Below are 22916 nucleotides of genomic sequence, written 5' to 3' on the forward strand. Positions count from 1 at the left end.
CGAGTCACCGCGTTTCTTGTAGGGGCAGTGAATCTGCCTTTCTTTATATCAAACTTGCGGAAAGCCTGCTTCTACAGTGGAGCCTAAGCGCTGTGCAGCTTCGCTGCAACGCTTAGGCTTCCAAGTTCAGCGGGCTCCGCACATCATTACTTACTCGTACCAGTAACCTTTTATTCCTTGTTCCATACGCATGAGTGCTTCAAGGTAAAAATAGTCTCCCCAGATCATGAAATCATCCGCTGCAGTATTGCCTCTTACATAGTAAGAGCCATGCTTTAACAACCCCTCAGCCTCTTCTCCCATTGTCGAATAGTTACGAACGAGCGAGGTCATTGACAGCTTCAGCTTCGCTTCGAATTCAGCGTAGTCCTGATCCGTTTCATCTAGTTGACTTATTAATTCAATCAAGCCGGCGGCTACAATTGCAGAAGCCGAGCTGTCACGGTACGTCCCTTCTTCAACTGGAACATCAAAGTCCCAGTAGGCTACATGATCCTCTGGCAGCTTGGAAAGAAAGTATGCTGCCAATCGTTTTGCCGTATCCAGATATGGCTTATGACCTGTGTATCGATAAGCAAGCGCAAAGCCATAAACGCCCCATGCTTGACCGCGGGCCCAAGTTGAACCGTTCGTGTATCCTTGATGTGTTGCACCACCGAGTGCTTCACCCGTATCGGTATCAAACACAAAGGTATGGTAAGAGCTGGCGTCACCTCGAACAAGATAGCGAAGGCTTTGATCTGCCTGCTTAATGGCAACCTCACGGTAACGCTCGTCGTTCGTCTGTTGATAAGCCCAGAACAGCAGCGGAAGATTCAAGAGGCAATCAATAATCATGCGTCCACCATGATTCGCATCACCCGGCAATCCCCAAGCTTGGATATATTGCCCCTTCTCTCTAAAGCGGCGCAGGAGCACATCTGCAGCTTGCAATGTCAGCTCTCTCGCTTCCTCATCCCGCTCAACGACCCACTGCGCCTGTGAGGATAAGGTGTATAGAAATCCAATGTCATGATGATCTAATACAATATGCTGTTCCATACGCTTCTTGAAGCTTTGCACCGTGAGGCGAGCAGCCTCACGGTAAGCTTCATCACCGGAATACTCGTAGCATAACCACAGCATTCCGCTCCAGAACCCATTTGTCCAATCTTCATTATCATTTAGTTCATACTTGTCATTGACACTGACATGCGGGAAGCGACTCCCGAAACGTTGGATATTCTTTTTTGTCTTCTCCATTGCATCTTCAATAGCTAATTTCCACATGTCTTTCAATCCTCTCTACTAGCCATTCATCTGATCCAGCATTCTCTTCACGACTGCGGCTGCTTCCGCACGGGTCGTTATTCCAGCTGGGTCAAATTTTAGCTGCATGTCGCCTTTCAGTAAGCCATTCTTCACCGCTGCCGCCACTTCCTTCACACTCCAAGCTGCAATGTCCTTGGAATCCGTGAATACATCCACGAGTGAAGCCTCTGTGTCAGCTGCCCAGTCCGGCTTTATCTGAAGCATGACACGTGCAATCAGCACAGCCATCTCTTGGCGTGTGATCGTTTGATCTGGCTTGAAGGAGCCGTCTGTATATCCCGTCATGAAACCAGCTTCATGCACTTGAATAATGTCATTCTCGTACCATTTCCCCTGCATAGCGCTTGCATCTGCATACGGTAGTTTTGATCCTTTCGCATTAAGATCCAACATACGAACGATCAAGGCAGCCATCTCTGCACGAGTAATATTCGCCTGAGGTACGAAGGAATTTGTATCCCTTCCCTGTATAATGAATTTCGACGCCAAATATTGTGCATCCTTCTTCACCCAATGCTCCTCGAGATCGGCAAACGTTTTATTCGCTTCAACCATCAGGTATGTTTCGCCTGGCAAGCCGTCGAAGGTTGCTTCCACACCGCTGCCGACCGCTTTTAGTTTCATTTGAACAGGAACAAGTGCTTTACGCTTCTCGTCATAACGCATCCCTGCCGACTGGTTCGGATCAGCTTTCGTTTCGATTATCCATTTCATCTGAAGCTTGCCTGCTCCCATGGAACTGCTGGACATCCGCTGCAAGTCGCTGAGCTCCAGCACAACTTGATCAGCGATAGTAATCAGTGAAGCACTCAATCCTTTTGCATGATCTGTAATAGCTGCAGTCATTGCATCCGCAACAGGCTTCATTCCCACGCGAACTCCGTTTGCTGATTGAAGATTTACCAATCGCTTCACTGGTAGCGTTACAGATAAGCCTTTTCTATGGAGCTCCAGCGTCGCATTGCTGTTCCACTCCATTAACTTTGCTATTACAGTGGAGGAAAGCTGAACGCTTTGCCCATCATTCGCGATCGACAGCAATATTTGTCCAGCTGCTAATTGCTCGTCTGTACTATTTATCTTTACTTCCCCGCCAAGTATGCCCTGCACCTTATCTTTAATCACAGACCCATTTGAGCCTGACTCACCAGGTGTCGGGCTTGGTGTCGGATCTGGAGTCGGAGTCGGCGTCGGTGTTGGTGTCGGGTCCGGATCAGGAGTCACTTCCGCACCCTCAATCACGATTGTCGCTGTCGCTTGATGCCCTCCATCGACAGATGCTGCAATAACATCGACCTTCCCAGGCTTCACGCCTGTTACAACGGCTTTTCCGTCTATCACTTGCAGCGTTGCTAAAGCTTGATGCTCGGCGCTCATTGTCCATACGATTTGTTTGTTGTGTGCATCATCTGGCTTTGCAGTCGCTTCAAGCTTCATTTGCTCACCTTGCTTCATCGTTGCTTCCGAAGGCGTTACGATGACTTCCGTTACCTTCGTACTTACAGGCGCCTTGGTTGTCACTTCCAAATACGGTGCTAGCGCAGCGTTCTCTTTACTCTTAATCTGCGTATTCAAGCCTTTAACACCTGGTTGCTCGATTAATGCAACACTTAAAAGCTGATCATGTGACAACTCCGCTTTAACGGTATCTGTCAGCTCATATTCGCGCCATTTGTCTACCTTTTGGAAACCAATTGTAGAGATTGCTTCTTTGTAAGCGGGTTGGTTGCCCCACACCATTTCGGTCTCTTTCCAAGAATCATCCTCAACGTAATGAACACCGATCAAGTTGGAATCATATTTGGCATCGCCGTCATTTATTTTCCCGTAAACCATTAGCTTTACAGACTCGATATCGTGAGCAACTTTGCTAAGGTCAAATTTCAGGAAAGAACGCTGTGTATACCCTTCGCCATATTCACGTACTTCAAAATAATCCTTCGTGCCATGGTTCACATTTTCATGGTTTGCACCGCTGCGAACGAACGTATCCTCCGTCACGGGAATCTTAAAGGTTTTACCTTCCTCTGGCTCCATTCCCTCCAGATTAATCGTTTGGCTTGGATCAACCTTTAATGTGATCGTATGCACCGCCCCTGCCGCTGCTTTTGTATCGATTGCCAAGCGCGTATAAGGGAAAGTTTGCACCACCTGAATGCTCGGATCTTGTGCAATAATGTCTAATCCGATCTTACCGAGGTCGACCATGACTAGCTCTTGCTTCTGTGTAGGCTCAGCAATCGCAATGGTAAGCTCGTTACCCTTCTCCTTAATCATCATGGAGACTGGCTTATCGGTCTTCACATATTGGAAAGCGGATGCTTCCCAGAAATTCAAACCGGTTACCTGCTGCTTCATTTCACGTACAGCATGAACCTGCTCCGTCTTAGCCAATACTTGAATGTCTGGATTTGCTCCATATGCAGCTGTTTGCTCAGCTGACTTACCCGGGAGCAGTACGTACTCATAATTGCCTGCTGTCGGCGATGTGCCATGCTCAATAGCAAGGCTTAAATAGTTACGCGTTATTAAATCAGTTGGACCGCCTTTATTAATTTCACTCCAAGCTCCCTCGCGGGCTTCACGCTTGCCAGCTACTTTTTCTCCAGAAGGAAATACGTATCCAATGTCAGAACCGACCACATTACCTTCTAGATGAGCCCAATTCACATCCGTCATTTTTTCTTGCCAGTCTAGACCTGCTGGCATTTCTTGACCGTTTACGATGAGCTTATTGGCGCCCACTTCTGTTAACTGGCGATTCTCGACGATTGTTTCAGTCATGCTCGCAGCGTTATTGGAAATACCCGATCCGACTGCAACCATTTCATCATCGAACAAGAACCATGATTTTTTCCCTTGCAAGGCACTTCCGGTGCTGCCTGCTAGCGAGAATTCCATACCTACAGCTCCATAATAGTCATCGATAACAGAGCCTCCAACCCAGTCCTTTCCGTTCATATAACTACCCCATTCTGCTGGGGTTTTATAGGAACCATCTGTAGTCGTTCCCGGCAATCTGTAGCTGTCAATCGTTGGCCAGTAATGGTTACTGAACTGCTTTAAGTCGCTGTTGTACACATTCGTCATTCCAATTCCCGTGTACCAGCCCTTCTTATTCTCGCCATTGCCATATTCAAACGCTGCAATGCGATCCGAGAACATACTAATGGAAAGTCCAAAGTCTGGACGAAGCTGAACCGCGCGGTCCATACCCGCGAACATTTGCGTATGGACAAGCTCTCCGCGAGGAGCAACGCTGTCATTCTGCATTAATTGCTTCAATAAATTAAGTTCATATAATGGCAAGCCTGCATAATAATCTTTAAAGGTCGTATCGGTGAGCACCCATTCCTTCACCATACTCTTCGTCTGCTCCGCAATTGCAGGTGGAGCGGACTGAGCCAGTCTCAGCAGCGTCATAATAATCGAGCGTCCCGTAATATGGTCAGAATCAGCCGCACGCGAAATGCTTCGACCTTTCACCGAGTCGAGAATGGCTCCTTTATATAGGAGCGGCTCGAAGGAAGCCTTTGCCCAACGATAAACATTACCTGCATTCGGGTCTGTAATTCCCCACTCTGAATCCGCAAGAATATAAAATAAATCAGCCATACGTCCGAGCAATACAGCTCCGTAACCGCCCGTATAAGCTATACTCGTGTGTTGAACAAGGGAACCATCTTCATAGAGTCCATCGCCCTTCTTCACATACAGGTACTCATTTGCAATCGAATCGCGTCCTTGCATAACCTTAGCTGCTTGTTGTCCAACAATACCACGCAGCGTCACAACAAGTGCTTTATCAAGCAGGTTCGCTCCTGTCTCAACTGTCGCTGAGTTTGCCACTCGTTTTTTCGGGTCCGGTACGAACTTATCAATAACTTCGATATATTTTTCAATTAATTGCGATGGCATTGCATCATACATTAGAGACAGGATGTTCATAACCTCTTGTGGTGTTCCGATCTCCCAGTCCCACCAGTTACCTGTAATCTTCTTGCTTGTATTGTATTGGTACTTCAACATCCATTCCATCGCACGGATAATATCGTTCTTTAACGCCTCATCCTGATAAATGGAGGAGCCTTTCATCGAATAAGCCAACGAAAGATCCCGAATAATTCCGTATGCCCAGGAGATGCGCCAGGAATCATTTTGCGTCTTGCTAATGACCCCATCCCATAATGCATCCGGATCAACCGCTTTATTCAGCGTGTCCCATCTACCAGTACCTTCATCATTCGTCATACGTTTGACTAACGCTTCGACATTTGCTGCAAGTTCAGGATCATTCAAGTCAATTCCTTCACCGCCTACCAGCTTCATTGCCCATTTCTTGCGAATCGTTTCATACGCTTGCTTCTCTGCTTCCGATTGCACAGACACAAAGCTTTGCGCAAATAATTTGCCATCGCTCGTCGTTGCAGTAATAACAGCAGCACCGTAATCATGCGCAGTTACTTCGCCGTTATCAACAGTAGCTACATCGCTATTTGATGAAGTCCAAACGAGCTCATCAGTTGATGCCCCTGCTGGTGCCACGATTGGACTGAGCTGTACCTTTTGCTCCTTGTCCATGTTTACGCTTTTCGGATCAAGCTCTATGGAAGTAATGCCATTAAACGGAGAGAGAGTGACATCATCAATCCAAAGGCTCCCAGTACCCGTTTCAAAAAAGATTTCAACTTTGAATTTAGCAATTTGAGACTTGTCAGGAACTTGAAGCAGCAGCTCATAGAGCGTCCAATCCGTTGTTCCTCTCACATAAGGAAGATACGGACCGTCTTCGATTTTCTTGCCGTCAACGCCTGCATACTGAGTGCGAATATATACGCCCTTACTCGCATTTTCAGGCACGACTTGATCCGTCTTCAGCCAAACTTGCAGCTTATAGGTTTGTCCTGGAGTAATAGAAATAAGCGGATCAGGAACGATATCTGTTCTAGCAAGCTTATCGTGCTTAACTTGGATAGATCGTTTGCCTGTACGATAGACAGCCTCCGTTACGGACACGTTCTGATTTCCTTCCATTGCACGCCACACGCCCCAGCCCGCTGGTTTGCCGCCATCCTGCCAATCCTTATCTGGGATTAAGCCGCCTTCCTCGAAGCCGCCATTGGCAATCAAATTAACCATTGTTTTCGCACTGGCTTCAGCTTGTCCGCCAAATATAGGCAGCCCAGCAAATACAAGCTGAAATGCCATACAACATACAACTACAATTGAAATTGATCTCTTCCTCACGTTCATGAAACCTCTCCTATCTCCAGTCCATGATGGCATTACCTTGTATTACTTAGCACTACCCTAGATTAGGTACATCCTGAAGCGTCACTTGCAGCTCCTTCGTACCATGCAGCTCAAACACTACAATTTCGTTTTTACCTTTGCGAAGCAGTGGACCCGGAACATAAAGCGTCTTCTGCGGTCCTGCCTCCCAGTAACGCCCTAGGTTGAAGCCGTTAACGAACACAATACCCTTCGTCCATCCCTCAAACGCTAGAAAGGTATCAGCGATATCTGCCTCCTGCTCAATATGGAAGAATCCTTCGTAAAATGTAGGAATCCCGTTTTTCTGATTCTGAACCTGAGCCTCAGCAGCAGAAGCTTGCTTAAGAAGGCCAATATCGTTAAGCGGCAGCGTATGAATCGTCCAATCAAATAGAAATTGAAAGCCCAGTCTTGCACCTTCGGTAATTCCTTTATAGTCTTGTAAATACGGTCCATAGTTGATCCTACCCATATTTTCAACTAGAATGCGAAGCTCTGCTCCGCCCTCTGGAACATCGAACTCAATTGGCTGCGGATCCCAACGTTCAATAACTCCCTTATACTCTCCATCAAGGAATACGAGCGCGCGATCGTGGACGTCATCCAGAACTAACGAACAATTTTTCCTAGGGCCGGAAACTTTCGTCGTATAAAGAATAAAGCCATAATCTTGTCCGAGTTTCTCCATTGGTTCTGGGCAAGCCCGTTGTACAGGTGTCGAAAGCACGGACAACAGGTCAAACAACGGTGCAACCGGCTTCATCTGAACATGGCCGTACCCCTTCTTACGAACAGGCTCTGGAAGCGGCATCGGCGTTATGTCAAAATATTTTGCAATGAGCTCCCTTAGCAGTACGTACTTCTCCGTTATATCTCCCCACTCCGTTAGCGGGCTGTCGTAGTCGTAGCTAGTTACCGTTGGCTCATATTTTCCGTGGTTGTTGGCGCCATTATAAAATCCGAAGTTCGTTCCACCGTGGAACATATAGAAGTTGACAGATCCGCCAGCCTTCAGCATATCCTCGAATACATCTACGGCTTCCTGTGCATCTCGCGTATGATGCGGCTTGTTCCAATGATCGAACCATCCATTCCAATACTCCATGCACATTAATGGCTTGCCTGGCTGCACCTGCTCCAAGCTATTGAAAGCCTCTTCTGTTCTCGAACCGAAGTTAACGGTTTCAAGAATACCTGGAACCATTCCACCCTGCAGCATGAAGTCCTCTGGACCATCTGACGTGAACAGCAGGACGTTCATTCCTCGGGAGATCATGCTCTCCTTTATATGTTCAAGATATTTCAGGTCATTGCCGTAGCTTCCATACTCATTCTCAATCTGCATTGCAATAATTGGACCGCCATTTGTACATAACAGCGGCTCTAGCTTAGGGAGCAGCACATCATAATAAGCATCTACCTTAGACAAAAACGCCTCATCATAGCAGCGAAGGCGCATACCCTCCTCGGCAAGCAGCCAGGCCGGCATACCGCCGAACTCCCACTCCGCACAGATGTAAGGACTCGGACGCACAATGACATGCAGTTCCAGCTCTGCTGCTATTTCGATAAATTTCACAATATCCGCTATCCCCGTGAAACAGAACTTACCTTCTTGAGGCTCATGCATATTCCATGCAACGTACGTCTCAACGGTGTTAAAACCGCAAGCCTTCAGTTTAAGCAATCGATCCTTCCAATACTCAGGAATGACGCGGAAATAGTGAATCGCTCCCGATAGAATCGTTAAAGGCTTACCCTCATAAAGAAATTGATTACCTTGCACTGTGAATGATGCCATATCACGTACTCCTCTGCTCATGATCTAGATGTTAGTTCCTTCTTCTACTTGCCTTAATTACTATGAATTTGTACGTCCGCCAACCAAGCTATTAATTTCTTCACGCTTACGGATATACCATTCCGTCTCACGCGGATAAGATTCTAAGGATAGTTCTCGTTCCAAACCATCTTCGAGCAAAGCCATTACAGCCTCTCGTCCAATTCGTTGTTCCAAAAGCTCTAGTGCACGCAAATCCTGCAGCGCTTCCGTCAGCACCTCAAGCCGAATGGACTCAATTGGTCCCTCAGTACCTGGATATACCAAGAAGGCATCACCTGCCGGAAAACCGCCTCCTGCATCCGTTACTTGGAACGGATCAATCGGATACTTGGAGAATTGTGCATACCAGAAGTTGAAGCCCCAGTGCAAGAAGCCTTTAAGCTTCAGCTTGTAGAGCTGCATTCCGAGTACACGATTACGCGATGACGGCATATGGAGAAAACGATTGGAAACCAGCTTATACTGGGCACAGCAATAATACGTCCATAGCCCCTCTACACCGTGTTCTAGGAATGGCCCAATACCATTGCTCCCCGGAATCGGATGCTTGATGAGACCACTTTCATAAAATTCAAAATCTGAGAGCGCATCAATAATCGGGAACCCTTCTAATATAGGCCCAATAAGCTCACTCGCTGCGCGATAGGTATCGATATCTGCAAGGTTCGGCTCATCCGATAGATGGAAGTAAACACGCTTCTCTAAACCATTTTCTTTCACATACGATACAAGCTCGTGCAAAAATAACGTAAGGAACCCCGTATACTCCGGATCTTTAGAGTCGGTATCCCACCCGAATAGCTGCTTCATTTCACCATCAACGGTAGCCACAACTTTCGGTGCATGCTTGGCGCCCCATTGTGTGAATAGATGGGAGAACTCGAAATATTTCACCCCGCTGCGATCACACAGCTCTACCCAACGCGTTAATCTCTCAAAATTAAAGTTATACTTGCCGCTGACACGCTCTACTTGAACAAGCTGTACAGTAGGGCGATCACCGCCAATCTCCGTGTCGAGCGGAGGTGTAAATAAAGGGGTCAGAATCATATTCATTCCATGTTTCACAGCGGTGCCGATGTATTGCTCTATTAGCTGCCAATGGTACTCACTAAATACGTCCGTCTTATAGTACGTAGACAAGCAATCGGTGTGGAACCATTCCGTATGAATTAGCGACTGCTCCGGCAATGCTGCTGCGATGACTTCCAGCGCAAATGTTTCCTCGCCTACTTGGACGCCGCTATCATTTGTAATATGAATGCGAATCTCAAATAAGCCTGCCTTAGCATCCAGCGGTACCTCAATAGTGACCCATAGGGAGCGCCACTGGTTCGGATATCCCGTTATGCCGCGCTTCGCATCAAACGGTATTAATGCATCTGGATAGAGGCCTGGCGTGCTTCTCAGCACATGATCATCAGCATCGTGATAGTTCACCATATTGGCAGGTACCAGTTCTACAGTCCGCACCGAAATATTCGGCCCAAGTTCAGATTCCGCCCTAACCTGAAGCGACCGCGTAAGTACATTTGCCCGATATGCAACTTGGAACGAATAGGATTCACCCAGCAGTGCCGAGCCTCTAGGGTGAGCTGGTGCATGTAGTTCTTCGTCGGCAAATACTTTGATTAAAGAGCTTAGGCATCTGGTCTCCAGTTGTGCAGCGTCATTTAACATTTCCACTTCAATTCCCCCTACATCGTTTGGTAAAAAATATAAGCCCGGCAAACTCGACTGACTTATTCGAACTTACCGGGCTTATTCACTTACTTACACTTACTTACATATACTTACTCGCTTACTTGCTCGCTAGTGCTTTGTAAGAATCACTAGTTTCTTTAAGATGCTGCTGGAAGCTAGCGTCTGCTTTCAGACCGTTAATAAACTTGTCCCACTCTTCCAAGCTTGCTTTGTTAATCACGACGTTCGTATACATATCAACAAACTTCTTCTGCCAGTCGCCGCCTTTTTCCATCCATACCTCAGTCGTTGGCAAGCCTGCAGCAGGGTTTTTAATTGAAGATGCAGAGATTGTATCAATCAGATTGCGATTGTATTCTCTTACGTCAGCTGGCATGCCAGGTCCTTCAGCACGTTGATATTTGTTAAAGTAACCGGAGATCCACTGTGCCGTAGTCGCTGTACCGTAAGCTTTGCCTTTACCTTCGTCTGTTTGAACGATAGAACCATCTTCAGATACGGTATAGTCTTTGTCTTTAATACCATAAGTAACGAGGTTATAGCCTTCCTCGGTCGCTGTTTCGTTGTACACTTCAAGAATTTTCTTAAGCTTGTCTTCGCTCACGGATTTATTTACTAGGAATAGTCCGTAATAACCGTATGCTTGCTCATTGTACTTCTTACCATCTTTTGCAGCTGGAATTTCATATGCTTTCAGCTCTGCATCAGGCTTAATCTTTTGCAGCTCTTGTCCAAACATAAACGCTTCGTTAATATTGCCGAAGGAAATACCCGCTTTGCCTTGAATCAGCATTTCTTTCACTTGGCTTGGTTTCATAACTGGCAGATCCGGTGTAATTAGACCATCACCATAAGCCTTGCTCCAAAATTCAAGAGCTTCTCTCGCTTCAGCTGTCAGCCAGTACGGCTCAAGTCCGCCCTCAGCCGTTTCCTTCCATGCTGTACCTGCACCAAACATCGTCATCATATAAGGGCTGACACTCGCTTGAACCATACCAAAGGTGTCGTTTTTACCGTTGCCGTCTGGATCATTTTTTGTAAAAGCTTCAAGCACTTTGTAAAGCTCATCCATCGTCGTTGGTGCTTTTAATCCCAATTTATCGAGCCAGTCTTGACGAATCAACAACGATTCATGACCGTCCAATGGGCGAACACGCGGAATACCGTACGATTTTCCTTTGAACTTGATATTCTCAATGACATTCTCCGGATAACCCGCTAGATTCGGATAATCTTTCAGGAAAGGAGTCAAATCCCAAAATGCGCCTTGATCAATAGCTGTTGAGAAGGATGGATCATTGATATCCTCGATAAGAATGACATCCGGCAAGCTCTTTGAAGCAAGCAATGCATTCAGCTTCTCTTTATAGCTGTTGATTGGATAAAAGTCGATTTCGAGCTTTACATTCAATTTTTCATTAAGCTGTTGAATGCTTTCGAGATCACTGCTAGGGGATTCACCATAAGTCATCGTACCGATATTAATATCAACCGGTTTTTGTTGTTCGCCTGCAGCAGCATTACCTTCTGATTTCTCTTGGTTACCATTCGAACATCCTAGCACCGCTGCAGTGAGAACAAGCGTTGATGCCATCGTCATCCAAGTTCTTTTTTTCATTTGTAAAGCCCTCCCTTTTTGTGTTTTAAATCGATATATAATGGTCGTTTTCCCGTTAACCCTTCACGGAACCAACCAGCATACCTTTAACAAAGTACTTCTGAAGGAACGGATAGACCATAATGATAGGTAGAGATGCAACGACTACTGCAGCCATCTTAATCGTCTCTGGAGGGAGCATCTGCTCACTCTGCAGCATTGCTGCTACGGATGGGTCTGCTATATTGGTTGAAGCTTGAATCAGCATCATTTGCAGTACTACCTGCATCGGACGAAGCTCATCCGAGTTGATGTACAACACGCCGTTGAAGTACGTATTCCAGAAACCTACTGCAAAGAATAGTCCAAACGCAGCGACCGCCGGCAGTGAGATCGGGAACATAATTCTGAAGAAAACTCCAATATCATTACATCCATCAATCTTCGCTGCTTCTTCCAGCTCCTCCGGCAGCTCCTGATAGAAGTTCCTCATCAAGAACACATACCACGCGCTTGTTATGGCTGGCAGGATCAATGACCAAATAGAATCAATAAGACCTAGGCTCTCTACCAACAAGAAGTTTGGAATCATTCCCGGGTTGAACAGCATCGTCATTAGAATCGCAACCAAGAAAAACTTCTTACCGAAGAACCGTTTCCGTGACAAAGCATACGCCAAGGCGCTTGTCACCATAATACCAATGGCAGAGCCAACAACAGCCAAGAAACCACTAACCCCTAATGAACGCATAAACATCGGTGTCGATAGAATGTACTTATAGGAGGAAAGACTCCATTTTTCCGGAATAATAATTAATGACTTTCTCAAATATTCCGAAGGGTCTGTAAACGAGACGATAATAACATATAGGAAAGGCAGCATCATTGCCAGTCCAATGAGACCGAGAACGGTATAAATAATGCCGTTTGTCACTTTATAACCGAGGGACTTATGCATTAGTAAAGACCCTCCTCACCGAATTTTTTAGCTAGACGATTGGCTGATACAACAAGGATAAGACCTACAACCGACTTAAATATTCCGACAACCGTCGCGTAGCTGAAGCGACCGTTTTGTATTCCTGTCCGATACACATAGGTATCAAATACATCTGCCACATGCGCTACAGGGGAGCTCATCATCAAGTAGATCTGCTCGAATCCTACCTCCATAACTTGTCCAAGCCGCAGAATAAGCAATACGATGATCGTACTCTTAATGCATGGCAGCGTAACGTTTATAATTTGCTTCCAACGGTTCGCACCATCGATTTGCGCTGCCTCGTACAAGTCTTGATTAATACCTGCAATAGCAGCCAAGAAGATGATCGTGCCCCAGCCCGCTTCCTTCCAGATGCTTTGCGCAGTCAACAAGCCCCAGAAATAATTCGGCTCCGTCAAGAAACCAATTGGCTGTCCGCCGAGCTCGACAATAATTTTGTTAATAATGCCATCGCTCTGTCCGAGTATGATGAAACAAATACCAGCAATGATAACCCATGATAAAAAGTGGGGTAAATAAATGATCGTCTGAATCGTTTTCTTAAATTGCTTATTCTGTACTTCGTTAATGAGTATTGCGAGAACGATGGGAATCGGGAAGAAAAACATAATGTTTAACAAACTAATCGCCATCGTATTTCTAAATAAGAGTAAGAAGTCCGGATTCGAGAAAAACTCAGCAAAATATTTGAATCCTACCCATTCGCTTGCCCAGAACCCTAAGTATGGGGAATAGTTTTTGAATGCTAATCCTAACCCCCATATCGGAAAGTACTTGAAGACAAGGAAGAAGAGTAGACCCGGAAGTGCCAGTAAGTAAAGATATTTTTCTCGATTTAACATAACTTTAAATCGGTTCCACCGAGAATCTTTCATCTTTTGCCACTCAGGTCCATGTGCCTGTGATAAATTTACATTCGCTAATTCAGGATTCGATTGCGTCAAGGGGTCCATCACCTCCAACATTTTTGTTTAAACTTAGCTGCCTATACGATTTCATGTCTGCATCTTACAAGCTTCAGCTCCCCGCGGGCAATGACCAATTCTTAAACGTTTCGCACCCTTAAGCAATTAATGAGAATCCCTTGCTACTGCTGGGTTTATGGCTATTTGGAGTCTCATAAATTAACCTCATTACCTCCTGCAAGATTATAAATTCGCACCCCAAAATAAACAAAAAAAGACTTGCAAAAACGAGAGGTTCCATTTCTCTCGCTCTTAACAAAGTCTTATTAAGAAAAGTATATTCACTTTAACTCAGCATGCTATTTCCGATGCATCTCACGATATTGTCCAGGCGGCAAACCGGCCTGCTTCTTAAAGACACGAATGAAATTTTTAGGGTTGTATCCCACCTGCTCGGCGATTTCATTGACCATCAAATCCGTCGTTTCCAGCAGCTCCTTCGCTTTCGATACACGAACCTGGGTAATGTATTCAATAAAGGAAATGTCCATCGTCCGCTTAAACAGCTTGCTTAAATATTGCGGACTCAAATCACAGATTTGCGCGCACTGATCTAGTGAAATATCAAGATGAAAGTTTGCCCCGATATAGTCCGTGACCTTCTCGATGAGCTGCTCATACTCTTGATTTTTCTTTCCATTCACTGACAGCATAATGGGTTCAAAGATATGACCCATAAACCATTCGTTAATCGAATGAATCGTTGTACATGCTCTCATCTCGATATTGAGCTCACTCATGGTTCTCCCAAATAATTGCTCTGGGCTGATGTCCATTAAATATACGGTTCGCAAAGCAGTAGACAACAACTGATCATACGACATCATAATAAGCTCGGGATTGTGTACCGCAGATTGAACCTTATCGGAGAACGCATCCAGCATCCGCTTCGTTTCAGAGAGATCACCCACCTGCAGCGAATCGGTCAAATGGTTCTCAATCTCCGTCGGATAACGGTAGATCATTGAAACCGCAAGTCCATTGCTCTCAATAATTTGGTTTCCTCCGTTAATCATCCGCGAGTGAATCGCAAGCTGCGCTTCGCGATATAAATCAGGAAGCTCCTCCACCTGCGACGTGGCTCTGCTTAAACCAATTGTTGCAGGGGATTTTAAGAAATGCGTAATCTGCTCCCGAATCCCATCAATTACGGGTTTCAGCTTATTCTGCCACACCTCTACCTCTTCATGTTCTGTCCATAGCCATACAACGACTTGATCATTTAAAGCGTTAATGACCAATCCTTCTAGCTGTTGATGCTCCAACAATTCCGTCGTCATATTCTTCATAATGAAGAGAATGAGGTCTTTATCTGACTCTTGGAACTTAGCGGCGCTTGATAGGTGATCGTATGAAATAATAAAAACAACCGCACTTTGCTTCTCCGGGATAGATTGCCTGCGCAGAAGCTCATGCAAATTTTCACGACGTTCATGCGTAAACTGCCCTTCCATCATCCTTAAGGCGAACAGCTCGCGAATAAGAGGAAGCTGCTGATTTAATTGGCCTTCCAGCTGGCTTGCTTTACTGTTGATTTCCTTCCAGCGCTGCTTCACATAACCAAACTCGTCCGTCCCCATATCTGCTGATTGATTATCACTAATGTGGGAGACCAGCTTCCGGATCGGACTATATACTTTCTCCGTTCCTATCATCGCCAGCGCAATTCCCGCAGCAAGAACAATAAGAACAATGCCTATTGTAATGCCAGCAATTTTCTTAGCACTGCTGTACAGCTCCGCCGTTGGGATCATATCTACAAACAGCATCTTTTGAAGCGGAGATACCATAGAGGTTACTAAGTACTCGCGGCCCTTCCAGTTGTATACAAACTCTTGCTTCCCCTCATGTGTAACCGTTATTAACTCAAATAAGTCTTCAGGCACATCAGACCCGTTCGTATGGAATACGAGCTGACCGCGGTTATCTAGCACATACATTTTCTCATTCTCATACTTAAGAAATCTTTTGGTTAGTGAATCAAATGCTTTATTATCAACAATGACCTGAAAAAGGCCAATCGGATCTTTTGTATGCAGCGGTACTGTACTCGTTATCGTTATTCCTGCATCATAGTCCTGCCCACCCTGGGAATAGCCCGCCTTCCATTCCAATTGCTGATTACTATCCAATAATTTCTCGTACTTCTCTCGTTCTGCTGCTGATTCGATCTTCGTTCCACCGTAAGCCGAAGAAATCAAATAGTTCTCATCTAATGTATACAGCGAGATATCCTTCACAAGAGGATTGCCATTCATAAAAGCCAACATATTCTGATATACACCCGTATAAAAACCGGAATAATTCGTTCGTTTCAACTCTTTCAGATCTGAAGTAAAGAAAGAGCTCAGCTCGAGCTGAATGAGGTTGTTTTGCACTCTTTCGAGTCCGCTATCCATCGTCTCGGAAGCGTATTCCAAAAATTGCGTAATGTCTTGACTCGCATCTTCTTTCACCGTTTTAGAGGTTAATACATAGCTTGAGATTCCAAGGATAATGATAGGAATAATCGATGATAATAACGTGAATACAATCATTTTACGATAAAATGACGGGTATTTCAGAGATCCTTTGTACCTAAGCATTCGGTTACCCTCTTTAGTCTTCATTCTGTCGACTCCTATGTTGATAGACTTTGCTCCTCAGCACAGCGTACAAACCATTTGAATAGGTGTCAATATTTATCTATAAATTTTATCAAATCTTCCTGTTCTGTCTTTTTGGATTTCAGTAAAAGTACGAGCACCATCAGACTGTTATTTGAAGTAATTGTCATAAATGTCCACGCAATTTGCGCTTAATAGCAATAATATAATTAAAAATAGGGTGGGTGATTCTCTTATGCTCTATACTGCTCTTGGAGATTCTATTACGTATGGGGAAAATGCCTCCTCTTTTGCCAGAGCATATCCACAGCTAGCTGTATCTGCTTTAAATTCCCGCTCCCGTAGAGTCGAAGGGTATGTATTGGCTCGTCCTGGCTGGAGCAGTGCTGATCTATTGGACGCCATCATATGGCGCGGCTCTGCAATTATTAGCCGATCTGCTGTTGTTTCGGTTTGGATAGGGGGAGTAGATTTAGCAAACGCGGCACTGCATTCACTTAAGAACAACCAGCCCATAGCGGTTAAACAAATTTTAGCCCCCTACCAGCGAAATTTGCGTGCCATTCTAGCTCATATAAAAAACGAAAGCAACGCACGAATCATTTGCTGTACGCAATACAATCCATTTCCAAACAGTCCACTTGCCGTTGCAGCCATAGGTCAATTAAATTACACGACGAGTGAAATTGCCCACAATTATAGTGTAAGAACCGTTCCTGTTCATGCTTGGTTTGAAGGAAAACAAGCCGATTTAGTCTTTGGTTATCGAAATGGAAGAATAGAGGATGCATTAAGCGGAACAATGCCCATTCATCCTAATGATCGGGGGCATCAAGTCATTGCAAGAAACTTGACCCCCTACCTGATTCAGCGCAATTAGCGGCCAAATACACAAAATTAAAAAGGGCAGCTCCGGCTGCCCTTTTCTTTACAAAGTATGATGAAATTTATTTATATATCAGGTACCGCAATAGGTTTGATAAGGAAACGCAGATACCTCATGCTTTGTGTAATATTCATCCGTTTTCAAGGAGTACGCATAGGGTTTCGATAGCGCATCAAGAAGCCGCTCCATTACGCTGTTGTCTCCTTGTTTTACCGCGGCTTCCAGTGCTTCTTCTACACGGTGGTTGCGTGGAATTAGTACCGGATTGCTGCTGCGCATCAACTCAAGCGAGGAGGCTTTCGATTCCTGTTGCCTGCCTAGTCTAGCCTGCCATAACACATGCCACTCCGTAAATTCCGACGTACCAAACAGATCTGTTTCCTCCGGCTTATCCATAGCTAATGAGCGGAACGTATTGGTATAGTCCGTACGATTGTTCTGCATTATACTAAGCAGGCCCTCAATTAGAGATTCATCACCTTGCTCTTCATTAAAGATTCCAAGCTTAGCCCTCATTCCAGCGAGCCAATTCTGATGATACAGCGCGATAAAATCTGAAATCGCATCCTCTGCCCGTTTGACAGCATCCGCTTCGTTCTCATGCAGCAGCGGCAACAGCGTTTCAGCAAATCTCGCGAGATTCCATGCGGCAATATGCGGCTGATTGCCATAGGCATAACGGCCATGAACATCAATAGAACTGAATACCGTACCCGGATCAAAGGCATCCATGAAGGCACAAGGGCCATAGTCAATGGTTTCTCCACTAAGCGCCATGTTATCGGTGTTCATTACCCCATGAATAAAACCAACGAGCTGCCACTTGGCGATCAGAACAGCCTGTCGCTTGATCACTTCTTGAAGCAGCATAAGATAACGGTTCTCGTCATCGGCATCAACTTCTGGAAAATGCCTCTGCAACGTGTAATCAGCCAGCGCCTGAACATCCTGCACAGTGCCCCATTCTGCAACATATTGAAAGGTGCCGACGCGCAAATGACTAGCAGCCACACGACTTAGAATTGCACCTGGCAGCTTCGTTTCACGGTAGATTGACTCCCCTGTTGTTACCACTGCTAGGCTGCGAGTGGTCGCAATGCCAAGCGCATGCATGGCTTCACTAATGATATATTCGCGCAGCATCGGTCCAAGTGCTGCTCGTCCATCACCGCGCCTAGAATATGGTGTTACACCTGCACCCTTAAGTTGAATATCCACTCGCTTACCTTGAGGGGTAATCTGTTCACCAAGCAGAACAGCCCGGCCGTCACCTAATCTGTTAAAATGTCCAAATTGATGCCCCGCGTAAGCTTGAGCAATCGGCAATGCACCTTCGGGGATCTGGTTGCCGGCAAGCGCCGCTACCCCATCGCTGCTTTGCAGAGCTTGAACATTTAATCCCAAGGATTTCGCAAGAGAGTCATTAAGAATGACCAATTCCGGTGATTGTACAGGAGTGGGGTTTTGTCTTGTAAAAGTTAAATCAGGCAGACGAGCATAACTGTTGTCAAAGTTCCATCCTGCTTCTACATTTGCATGTTTATCCGTCATTTTGTCTCCTTATTCCTTAGACTTTATGTATCTTATTATTTTCTTTTTTAGTGTTTACCTCTGTCCATAATTATACCCTTTCCGCACACAAATAGCGCTCTTTGCTAATAAACCAACTCAAATCCTTTGTAAAAGCTAAACAGCCCCCATCTTATTTTCAAGATGAGGGCTGTCTGACAAATGTTTAATTACTACTTATGATTTGATGCTGTCTGAGAAGCGCTGAAGGGTCGCTGCAACCTCGGCACGAGTCGCCTTGCCCGATGGGTCAAGAATACCGCCGCCTTTGCCAGTCAGAAGACCTGTGTCAATTGCCCATTTCATCGCGCTGGACGCCCAAGAAGAAATTTTACCTGCATCCGTGAAACCAGCAAGAGTGTTTTTCGCGTTTACATCCTTGCCCATGATTTTGGCATAGTTGTAGACCATCACCGCCAGCTGTTCACGCGTAACCGATTGTTCAGGAGCAAAGCGCTCGCGATCCATTCCCTTTACGATGCCCTTCGTACTTGCCCATGCTACCGCGTCGTTATAATAAGCATCTGCTTTGACATCCTTAAATAGATGAGCATCTCCTGCAGGCTTACCTGCAAGGCGGTGCAAAGCGGTAACCAGCATTCCACGAGACATAGCCGTATTCGGGCTAAAGCTCGTTTCCGAGGTACCATTAAACAGACCCTCTTTGACTACACTGTTGATCGCAGAAGCTGCCCAGTGGCCGTTCACGTCAGTGAACGAAACTTTGTCCGCTACATTTACGAAGATTGGATTGGAATAGAACCACATACTCGTATAGTTCCGGTCATTAATATTATTGAAACGTTGCTCATTCTCTTCCGGAGTTGCCGTTCCCTCGTAATCAAAAGAAGGATCCTTCAGCGGTTCGCCGTTTTGCGTATAACCTTCTACATTTACACCTAGATTGGTACCGCGCAGACGGTAATAGCGATTGGTATCTGCCGGCACTGTATACGTAATGGAATAATAGCCTTCTGCATCCGGCGCTCCCCAATCAGCTTCCGTAAAGCGTTTAACCACTTTTGTCGTCGTATTCGTTGTATTGCTCGCATATTGACTCTCATCAATACTGCCAGTAACCTCGCCGGAAATGAGATCAATATGGTCAACCTTAACCTTATTTGTGACTGTGGTTCCATTCTCAGAAATCGGCGCATAGTTGTTATGCTCCGGGCTCTTGAACCTAATAGTGATCGTCGTGTTTTCACCCGATGACATCTGAAGACCCTCGCCCATTTCTGCGCTCTTGCCGTTTCCGCTTGCCTTGAAGTCCAACTCATTGATCAGATCGCCGTAGACGGAGTAGGATTTACCCGAGCGCATGCCATCGACTACATCCTTGAAGGTGTCGCCTTCAACCCATGTGTAGTTTCTCGAATATTCGCTTGGCCAGTATCCGCTGGAATATTTCCGATTGCTGCTTACTTTGAAATGAAAGTCCGAGTTTGTAAAATTCCAGAACCGACGTCCCTCGCCAAGCAGTGCATCCCATATGCCGCCAACCTGCGAAATCATGACATCAGCGCCGCCATAGATGTCTTCCAGTTCAGATCGGTTCTCGCTCGCTGCCATCTGGTTTCCTGGCATACCTTCCATCCCGAAGACAATGTCAGGCGCAATATCATTCAGTTTACGCAGGTCTTCAATTGTGACCACGCCGCTGTTGCTGCCATTGTGCCTAGATGGGTGGTTCAGCAAAACAAAGCTTTCAGGATATTGCTTCTTAAGCCATTCAATCGCTTCATAGGATTTGTCTTTGTCCGCTTTCAGCTCATCCTTGGAGGGCCGCTCTCCCCATTTCTTTGCTTCATTCGATGTAAATCTGTCCGCAGTGGTATCGTAGCTGTACAACCATTCAAATTGATGGATCGCATCTATAGGTACTGCATCACTTTTAGAATCAACAATTCCGACCGAAGCATGATCAAGCCCCATCATGTCCCACTCAAAGCCAGTGTAAATCATTTTGCCAGCATATTTCCCGCTCTTCTTCAGTTGCGCAATTTTGTTCTGCTGGTCCGCAATGGCTTCCCATCGTGCGGTAGCCTTATCGTTGCCTTCTGGATCTCTTGGTGAATTACGAAGATGGTCCGTCACGACGAGATAATCAAACGGCTCACCATAATTTAATGAGGCCACAGATTCCTTTGGCAAACTGCTCAAGTCTTCACGGAACGCAGCATTAAGTACATTTTCAAGCTTCAAAACGGGTTCAGAGGCATCGCTCGACTGCAGTGTATGCGTATGATATTCACCCGACATCCACTTTCCAGAATTCGAACTAGGCTTGTCCCCCGCAGCAGACGCCGTTAGCATGGACTGCGACAGCACTAGCAAGCTAAGTGAAGTGCAAATAAAAATTTTTAGTTTGTTGTTCATCTTGTTGTAAACCCCTCTTCTCATAGTTGCACAAATCATTAACCGTTGGAGCAAATTTGTAACAACCACAGTATAAAGGAGCAATGTTAATTATTCGTATTAGTTTGGTTAATTATGTGTAAAATCGATATGGATAAATTTTCTAAATATTAGTCTATAATAGGAACATTTTTACTATTTATAACGTCTGAATGATGTTGATTACGAGCCGCTAAGTAAAGCTTTAGTGTAAGGCTGTTCCTTGACGAACTCTTTCTCGAACAATAGGGGGTTAGTTCTCATGATTAAAAATATTGCATTTTTAGCACTTCTTTCCGTGTTGTTATGCGCGTGTACGAACTCCAAACCACCGATTCAGACCGCTCCAACCTCAACAATCAATACATCGCCATCTATCGAAAATACACCTTCACCGCCTGTCGATAACAACGTGGTGGTTGGCTGGACCTTTGTCAGCGACGAATATTATGAATTGCTGCACAGAGACACAGAACATCCCGTTTTGTTCAGCATCCCTCAAGACAGTGATTATGCAGAAGCGTTGTTATCACTTGTTGATGAATCGGCAGTGCCGATGACCCGTGAGGAAATAGAGGCCATCAAGGCAGATCCTAATGCCTCCATGGTTGATAACGTGCTTCAAGATGGCAGGTATCTCAAAGAAAACTGGGTTCAATTGCAGAATGAAATGGTCGAGGCCGCTCGGACGATTAGAACCTTAAATGGCAGCATCCTCAGTTCGCCAATAGCTCCGCAGATATTTGAAACAACTGTTGCAGCCGAACATGGTGATGTAACGCTTCATCTGCAAACCATTCAGGTTAACGGCAAAAGCATTATTTTCCCCAAAGGCGATAATAACTTCCGTGTAGAGTTTGCGGCAACACCAGATGGGCAAAAGCATTTTGTATCTACTGAAAAGGGACTATGGCTAATAAACCGCTCTAACAACCAACTAGAACAACTATCCTCCAGTACCTTTAACGGAATAACTTATGAGGTATTAGTTAAGCAATCATTCGACTTATATAAGGAGAACGTTGTGCATTGGAATGCCGGTATACTGCCGAGTCCCGATAGCACAAAACTAATTTATTTCTCAAGAAAAAACAATATTGAAGACCGAGGAGCCGCTTTATTCGTTTATGACCTTGCTTCCGGTGTTGAAACGATGATTACACATTCAGGAGATGTTGATTACCAAGTAGAAGGATGGTTGACTTCCGATCTTATCATAGCTATGAAATATCAAGATACCGGCGTTACTCCTGTAGTAATTAACTTGAAGGGAGAAGAGGTTGAGCTGGAGGGTAAACCACCCACTATTTATAGCGTGAAGGATGGATTGATTGCGTATGCTGCACAACTGAGCAGCGGCGGCCAATTTTATATTGCAAAAGTGGATGGTAAAGGTGTTATCCATAACATGTTTTCAAATCTAATCGATGACCGAATCATCATGCGCGGTATTCAAAGCTTCAGTTCCGATCTTTCCTATGCAGCTATGCTCTATGCCCCTGAGGACGGGTCAACAGCGCGTTATATGAAAATTGTAGATCTGAACAACAACACCGTAACCGACATTAAATCACTTCCTGAGGGGATCAATCCGTCGGCAACCATCTTAGAATTTTCCTGGGTGAATGATCACACCTTGCTTGTCACCATTCAAGAGGATGTGGAAGAATCCCAGAAAATGTCCACATGGACTTATTCTTTGAAATAAAAAGATCGCCCAACCTTCTAATTTAGACGGTTGGGCGATCTTTTCTGATTAAC

The 22916-nt window shown here is 45.3% G+C and carries 12 protein-coding genes; 2 read left to right on the top strand and 10 right to left on the bottom strand.

What is annotated here, in order from left to right:
- Window positions 1-150 precede the first annotated feature (150 nt).
- The 8 genes from AC0YN6_RS24570 to AC0YN6_RS24605 all read right to left on the bottom strand — a co-directional run bounded on the left by AC0YN6_RS24570 (window position 151) and on the right by AC0YN6_RS24605 (window position 16306).
- Window positions 151-1269 carry a glycoside hydrolase family 88 protein gene (locus AC0YN6_RS24570; protein ID WP_475750116.1) on the bottom strand — a complete coding sequence of 373 codons (1119 nt, stop codon included), beginning with the start codon at window positions 1267-1269 and terminating at the stop codon, window positions 151-153.
- Between the two features lie 18 nt (window positions 1270-1287).
- Window positions 1288-6564, bottom strand: coding sequence for a polysaccharide lyase family 8 super-sandwich domain-containing protein (locus tag AC0YN6_RS24575; protein WP_475750118.1), 5277 nt, complete (start codon window positions 6562-6564; stop codon window positions 1288-1290).
- A gap of 52 nt (window positions 6565-6616) precedes the next feature.
- Complete coding sequence (locus tag AC0YN6_RS24580; protein ID WP_475750120.1) at window positions 6617-8386, bottom strand: glycoside hydrolase family 35 protein; 1770 nt, start codon at window positions 8384-8386, stop codon at window positions 6617-6619.
- A 60-nt stretch (window positions 8387-8446) separates the two neighbouring features.
- A complete protein-coding gene (locus AC0YN6_RS24585; protein WP_475750238.1) occupies window positions 8447-10108 on the bottom strand; it encodes a DUF4091 domain-containing protein in 1662 nt (553 codons plus the stop codon).
- 121 nt (window positions 10109-10229) lie between these two features.
- On the bottom strand, window positions 10230-11750 hold the full coding sequence (locus AC0YN6_RS24590; RefSeq protein WP_475750122.1) for an extracellular solute-binding protein: 1521 nt from the start codon (window positions 11748-11750) through the stop codon (window positions 10230-10232).
- 55 nt (window positions 11751-11805) lie between these two features.
- Window positions 11806-12687, bottom strand: coding sequence for a carbohydrate ABC transporter permease (locus AC0YN6_RS24595; protein WP_475750124.1), 882 nt, complete (start codon window positions 12685-12687; stop codon window positions 11806-11808).
- A complete protein-coding gene (locus AC0YN6_RS24600; protein WP_475750126.1) occupies window positions 12687-13685 on the bottom strand; it encodes an ABC transporter permease in 999 nt (332 codons plus the stop codon). Before AC0YN6_RS24600 ends, AC0YN6_RS24595 begins: the two co-directional genes overlap by 1 nt.
- Before the next feature lie 311 nt (window positions 13686-13996).
- Window positions 13997-16306, bottom strand: a complete 2310-nt coding sequence (locus AC0YN6_RS24605) for a helix-turn-helix domain-containing protein (protein WP_475750127.1) — start codon at window positions 16304-16306, stop codon at window positions 13997-13999.
- Window positions 16307-16538: 232 nt separating this feature from the next.
- Between AC0YN6_RS24605 and AC0YN6_RS24610 the strand changes: the two genes are divergently transcribed.
- A complete protein-coding gene (locus tag AC0YN6_RS24610) occupies window positions 16539-17183 on the top strand; it encodes an SGNH/GDSL hydrolase family protein (RefSeq protein ID WP_475750129.1) in 645 nt (214 codons plus the stop codon).
- Between the two features lie 78 nt (window positions 17184-17261).
- On the opposite strand, the gene AC0YN6_RS24615 is transcribed toward AC0YN6_RS24610, so the two are convergent.
- Window positions 17262-18740, bottom strand: a complete 1479-nt coding sequence (locus AC0YN6_RS24615; protein WP_475750130.1) for a protein adenylyltransferase SelO — start codon at window positions 18738-18740, stop codon at window positions 17262-17264.
- 195 nt (window positions 18741-18935) lie between these two features.
- The gene (locus AC0YN6_RS24620; RefSeq protein ID WP_475750132.1) at window positions 18936-21137 is read right to left on the bottom strand and encodes an S-layer homology domain-containing protein; all 2202 of its coding nucleotides are present in this window, start codon (window positions 21135-21137) and stop codon (window positions 18936-18938) included.
- A gap of 280 nt (window positions 21138-21417) precedes the next feature.
- Between AC0YN6_RS24620 and AC0YN6_RS24625 the strand changes: the two genes are divergently transcribed.
- Window positions 21418-22863 carry a TolB-like translocation protein gene (locus tag AC0YN6_RS24625; RefSeq protein ID WP_475750134.1) on the top strand — a complete coding sequence of 482 codons (1446 nt, stop codon included), beginning with the start codon at window positions 21418-21420 and terminating at the stop codon, window positions 22861-22863.
- The last annotated feature ends 53 nt before the right edge of the window (window positions 22864-22916 follow it).

The sequence above is a fragment of the Paenibacillus sp. J22P15 genome, from assembly GCF_056269345.1.

Excerpts from the sequence above, each read along its gene's own strand:
- AC0YN6_RS24595 (WP_475750124.1), bottom strand. The coding sequence starts at position 12,687 with ATGCATAAGTCCCTCGGTTATAAAGTGACAAACGGCATTATTTATACC.
- AC0YN6_RS24575 (WP_475750118.1), bottom strand. The coding sequence starts at position 6,564 with ATGAACGTGAGGAAGAGATCAATTTCAATTGTAGTTGTATGTTGTATG.
- AC0YN6_RS24610 (WP_475750129.1), top strand. The coding sequence starts at position 16,539 with ATGCTCTATACTGCTCTTGGAGATTCTATTACGTATGGGGAAAATGCC.
- AC0YN6_RS24625 (WP_475750134.1), top strand. The coding sequence starts at position 21,418 with ATGATTAAAAATATTGCATTTTTAGCACTTCTTTCCGTGTTGTTATGC.
- AC0YN6_RS24600 (WP_475750126.1), bottom strand. The coding sequence starts at position 13,685 with ATGGACCCCTTGACGCAATCGAATCCTGAATTAGCGAATGTAAATTTA.
- AC0YN6_RS24620 (WP_475750132.1), bottom strand. The coding sequence starts at position 21,137 with ATGAACAACAAACTAAAAATTTTTATTTGCACTTCACTTAGCTTGCTA.
- AC0YN6_RS24605 (WP_475750127.1), bottom strand. The coding sequence starts at position 16,306 with ATGAAGACTAAAGAGGGTAACCGAATGCTTAGGTACAAAGGATCTCTG.
- AC0YN6_RS24590 (WP_475750122.1), bottom strand. The coding sequence starts at position 11,750 with ATGAAAAAAAGAACTTGGATGACGATGGCATCAACGCTTGTTCTCACT.
- AC0YN6_RS24580 (WP_475750120.1), bottom strand. The coding sequence starts at position 8,386 with ATGGCATCATTCACAGTGCAAGGTAATCAATTTCTTTATGAGGGTAAG.
- AC0YN6_RS24585 (WP_475750238.1), bottom strand. The coding sequence starts at position 10,108 with ATGTTAAATGACGCTGCACAACTGGAGACCAGATGCCTAAGCTCTTTA.
- AC0YN6_RS24570 (WP_475750116.1), bottom strand. The coding sequence starts at position 1,269 with ATGTGGAAATTAGCTATTGAAGATGCAATGGAGAAGACAAAAAAGAAT.
- AC0YN6_RS24615 (WP_475750130.1), bottom strand. The coding sequence starts at position 18,740 with ATGACGGATAAACATGCAAATGTAGAAGCAGGATGGAACTTTGACAAC.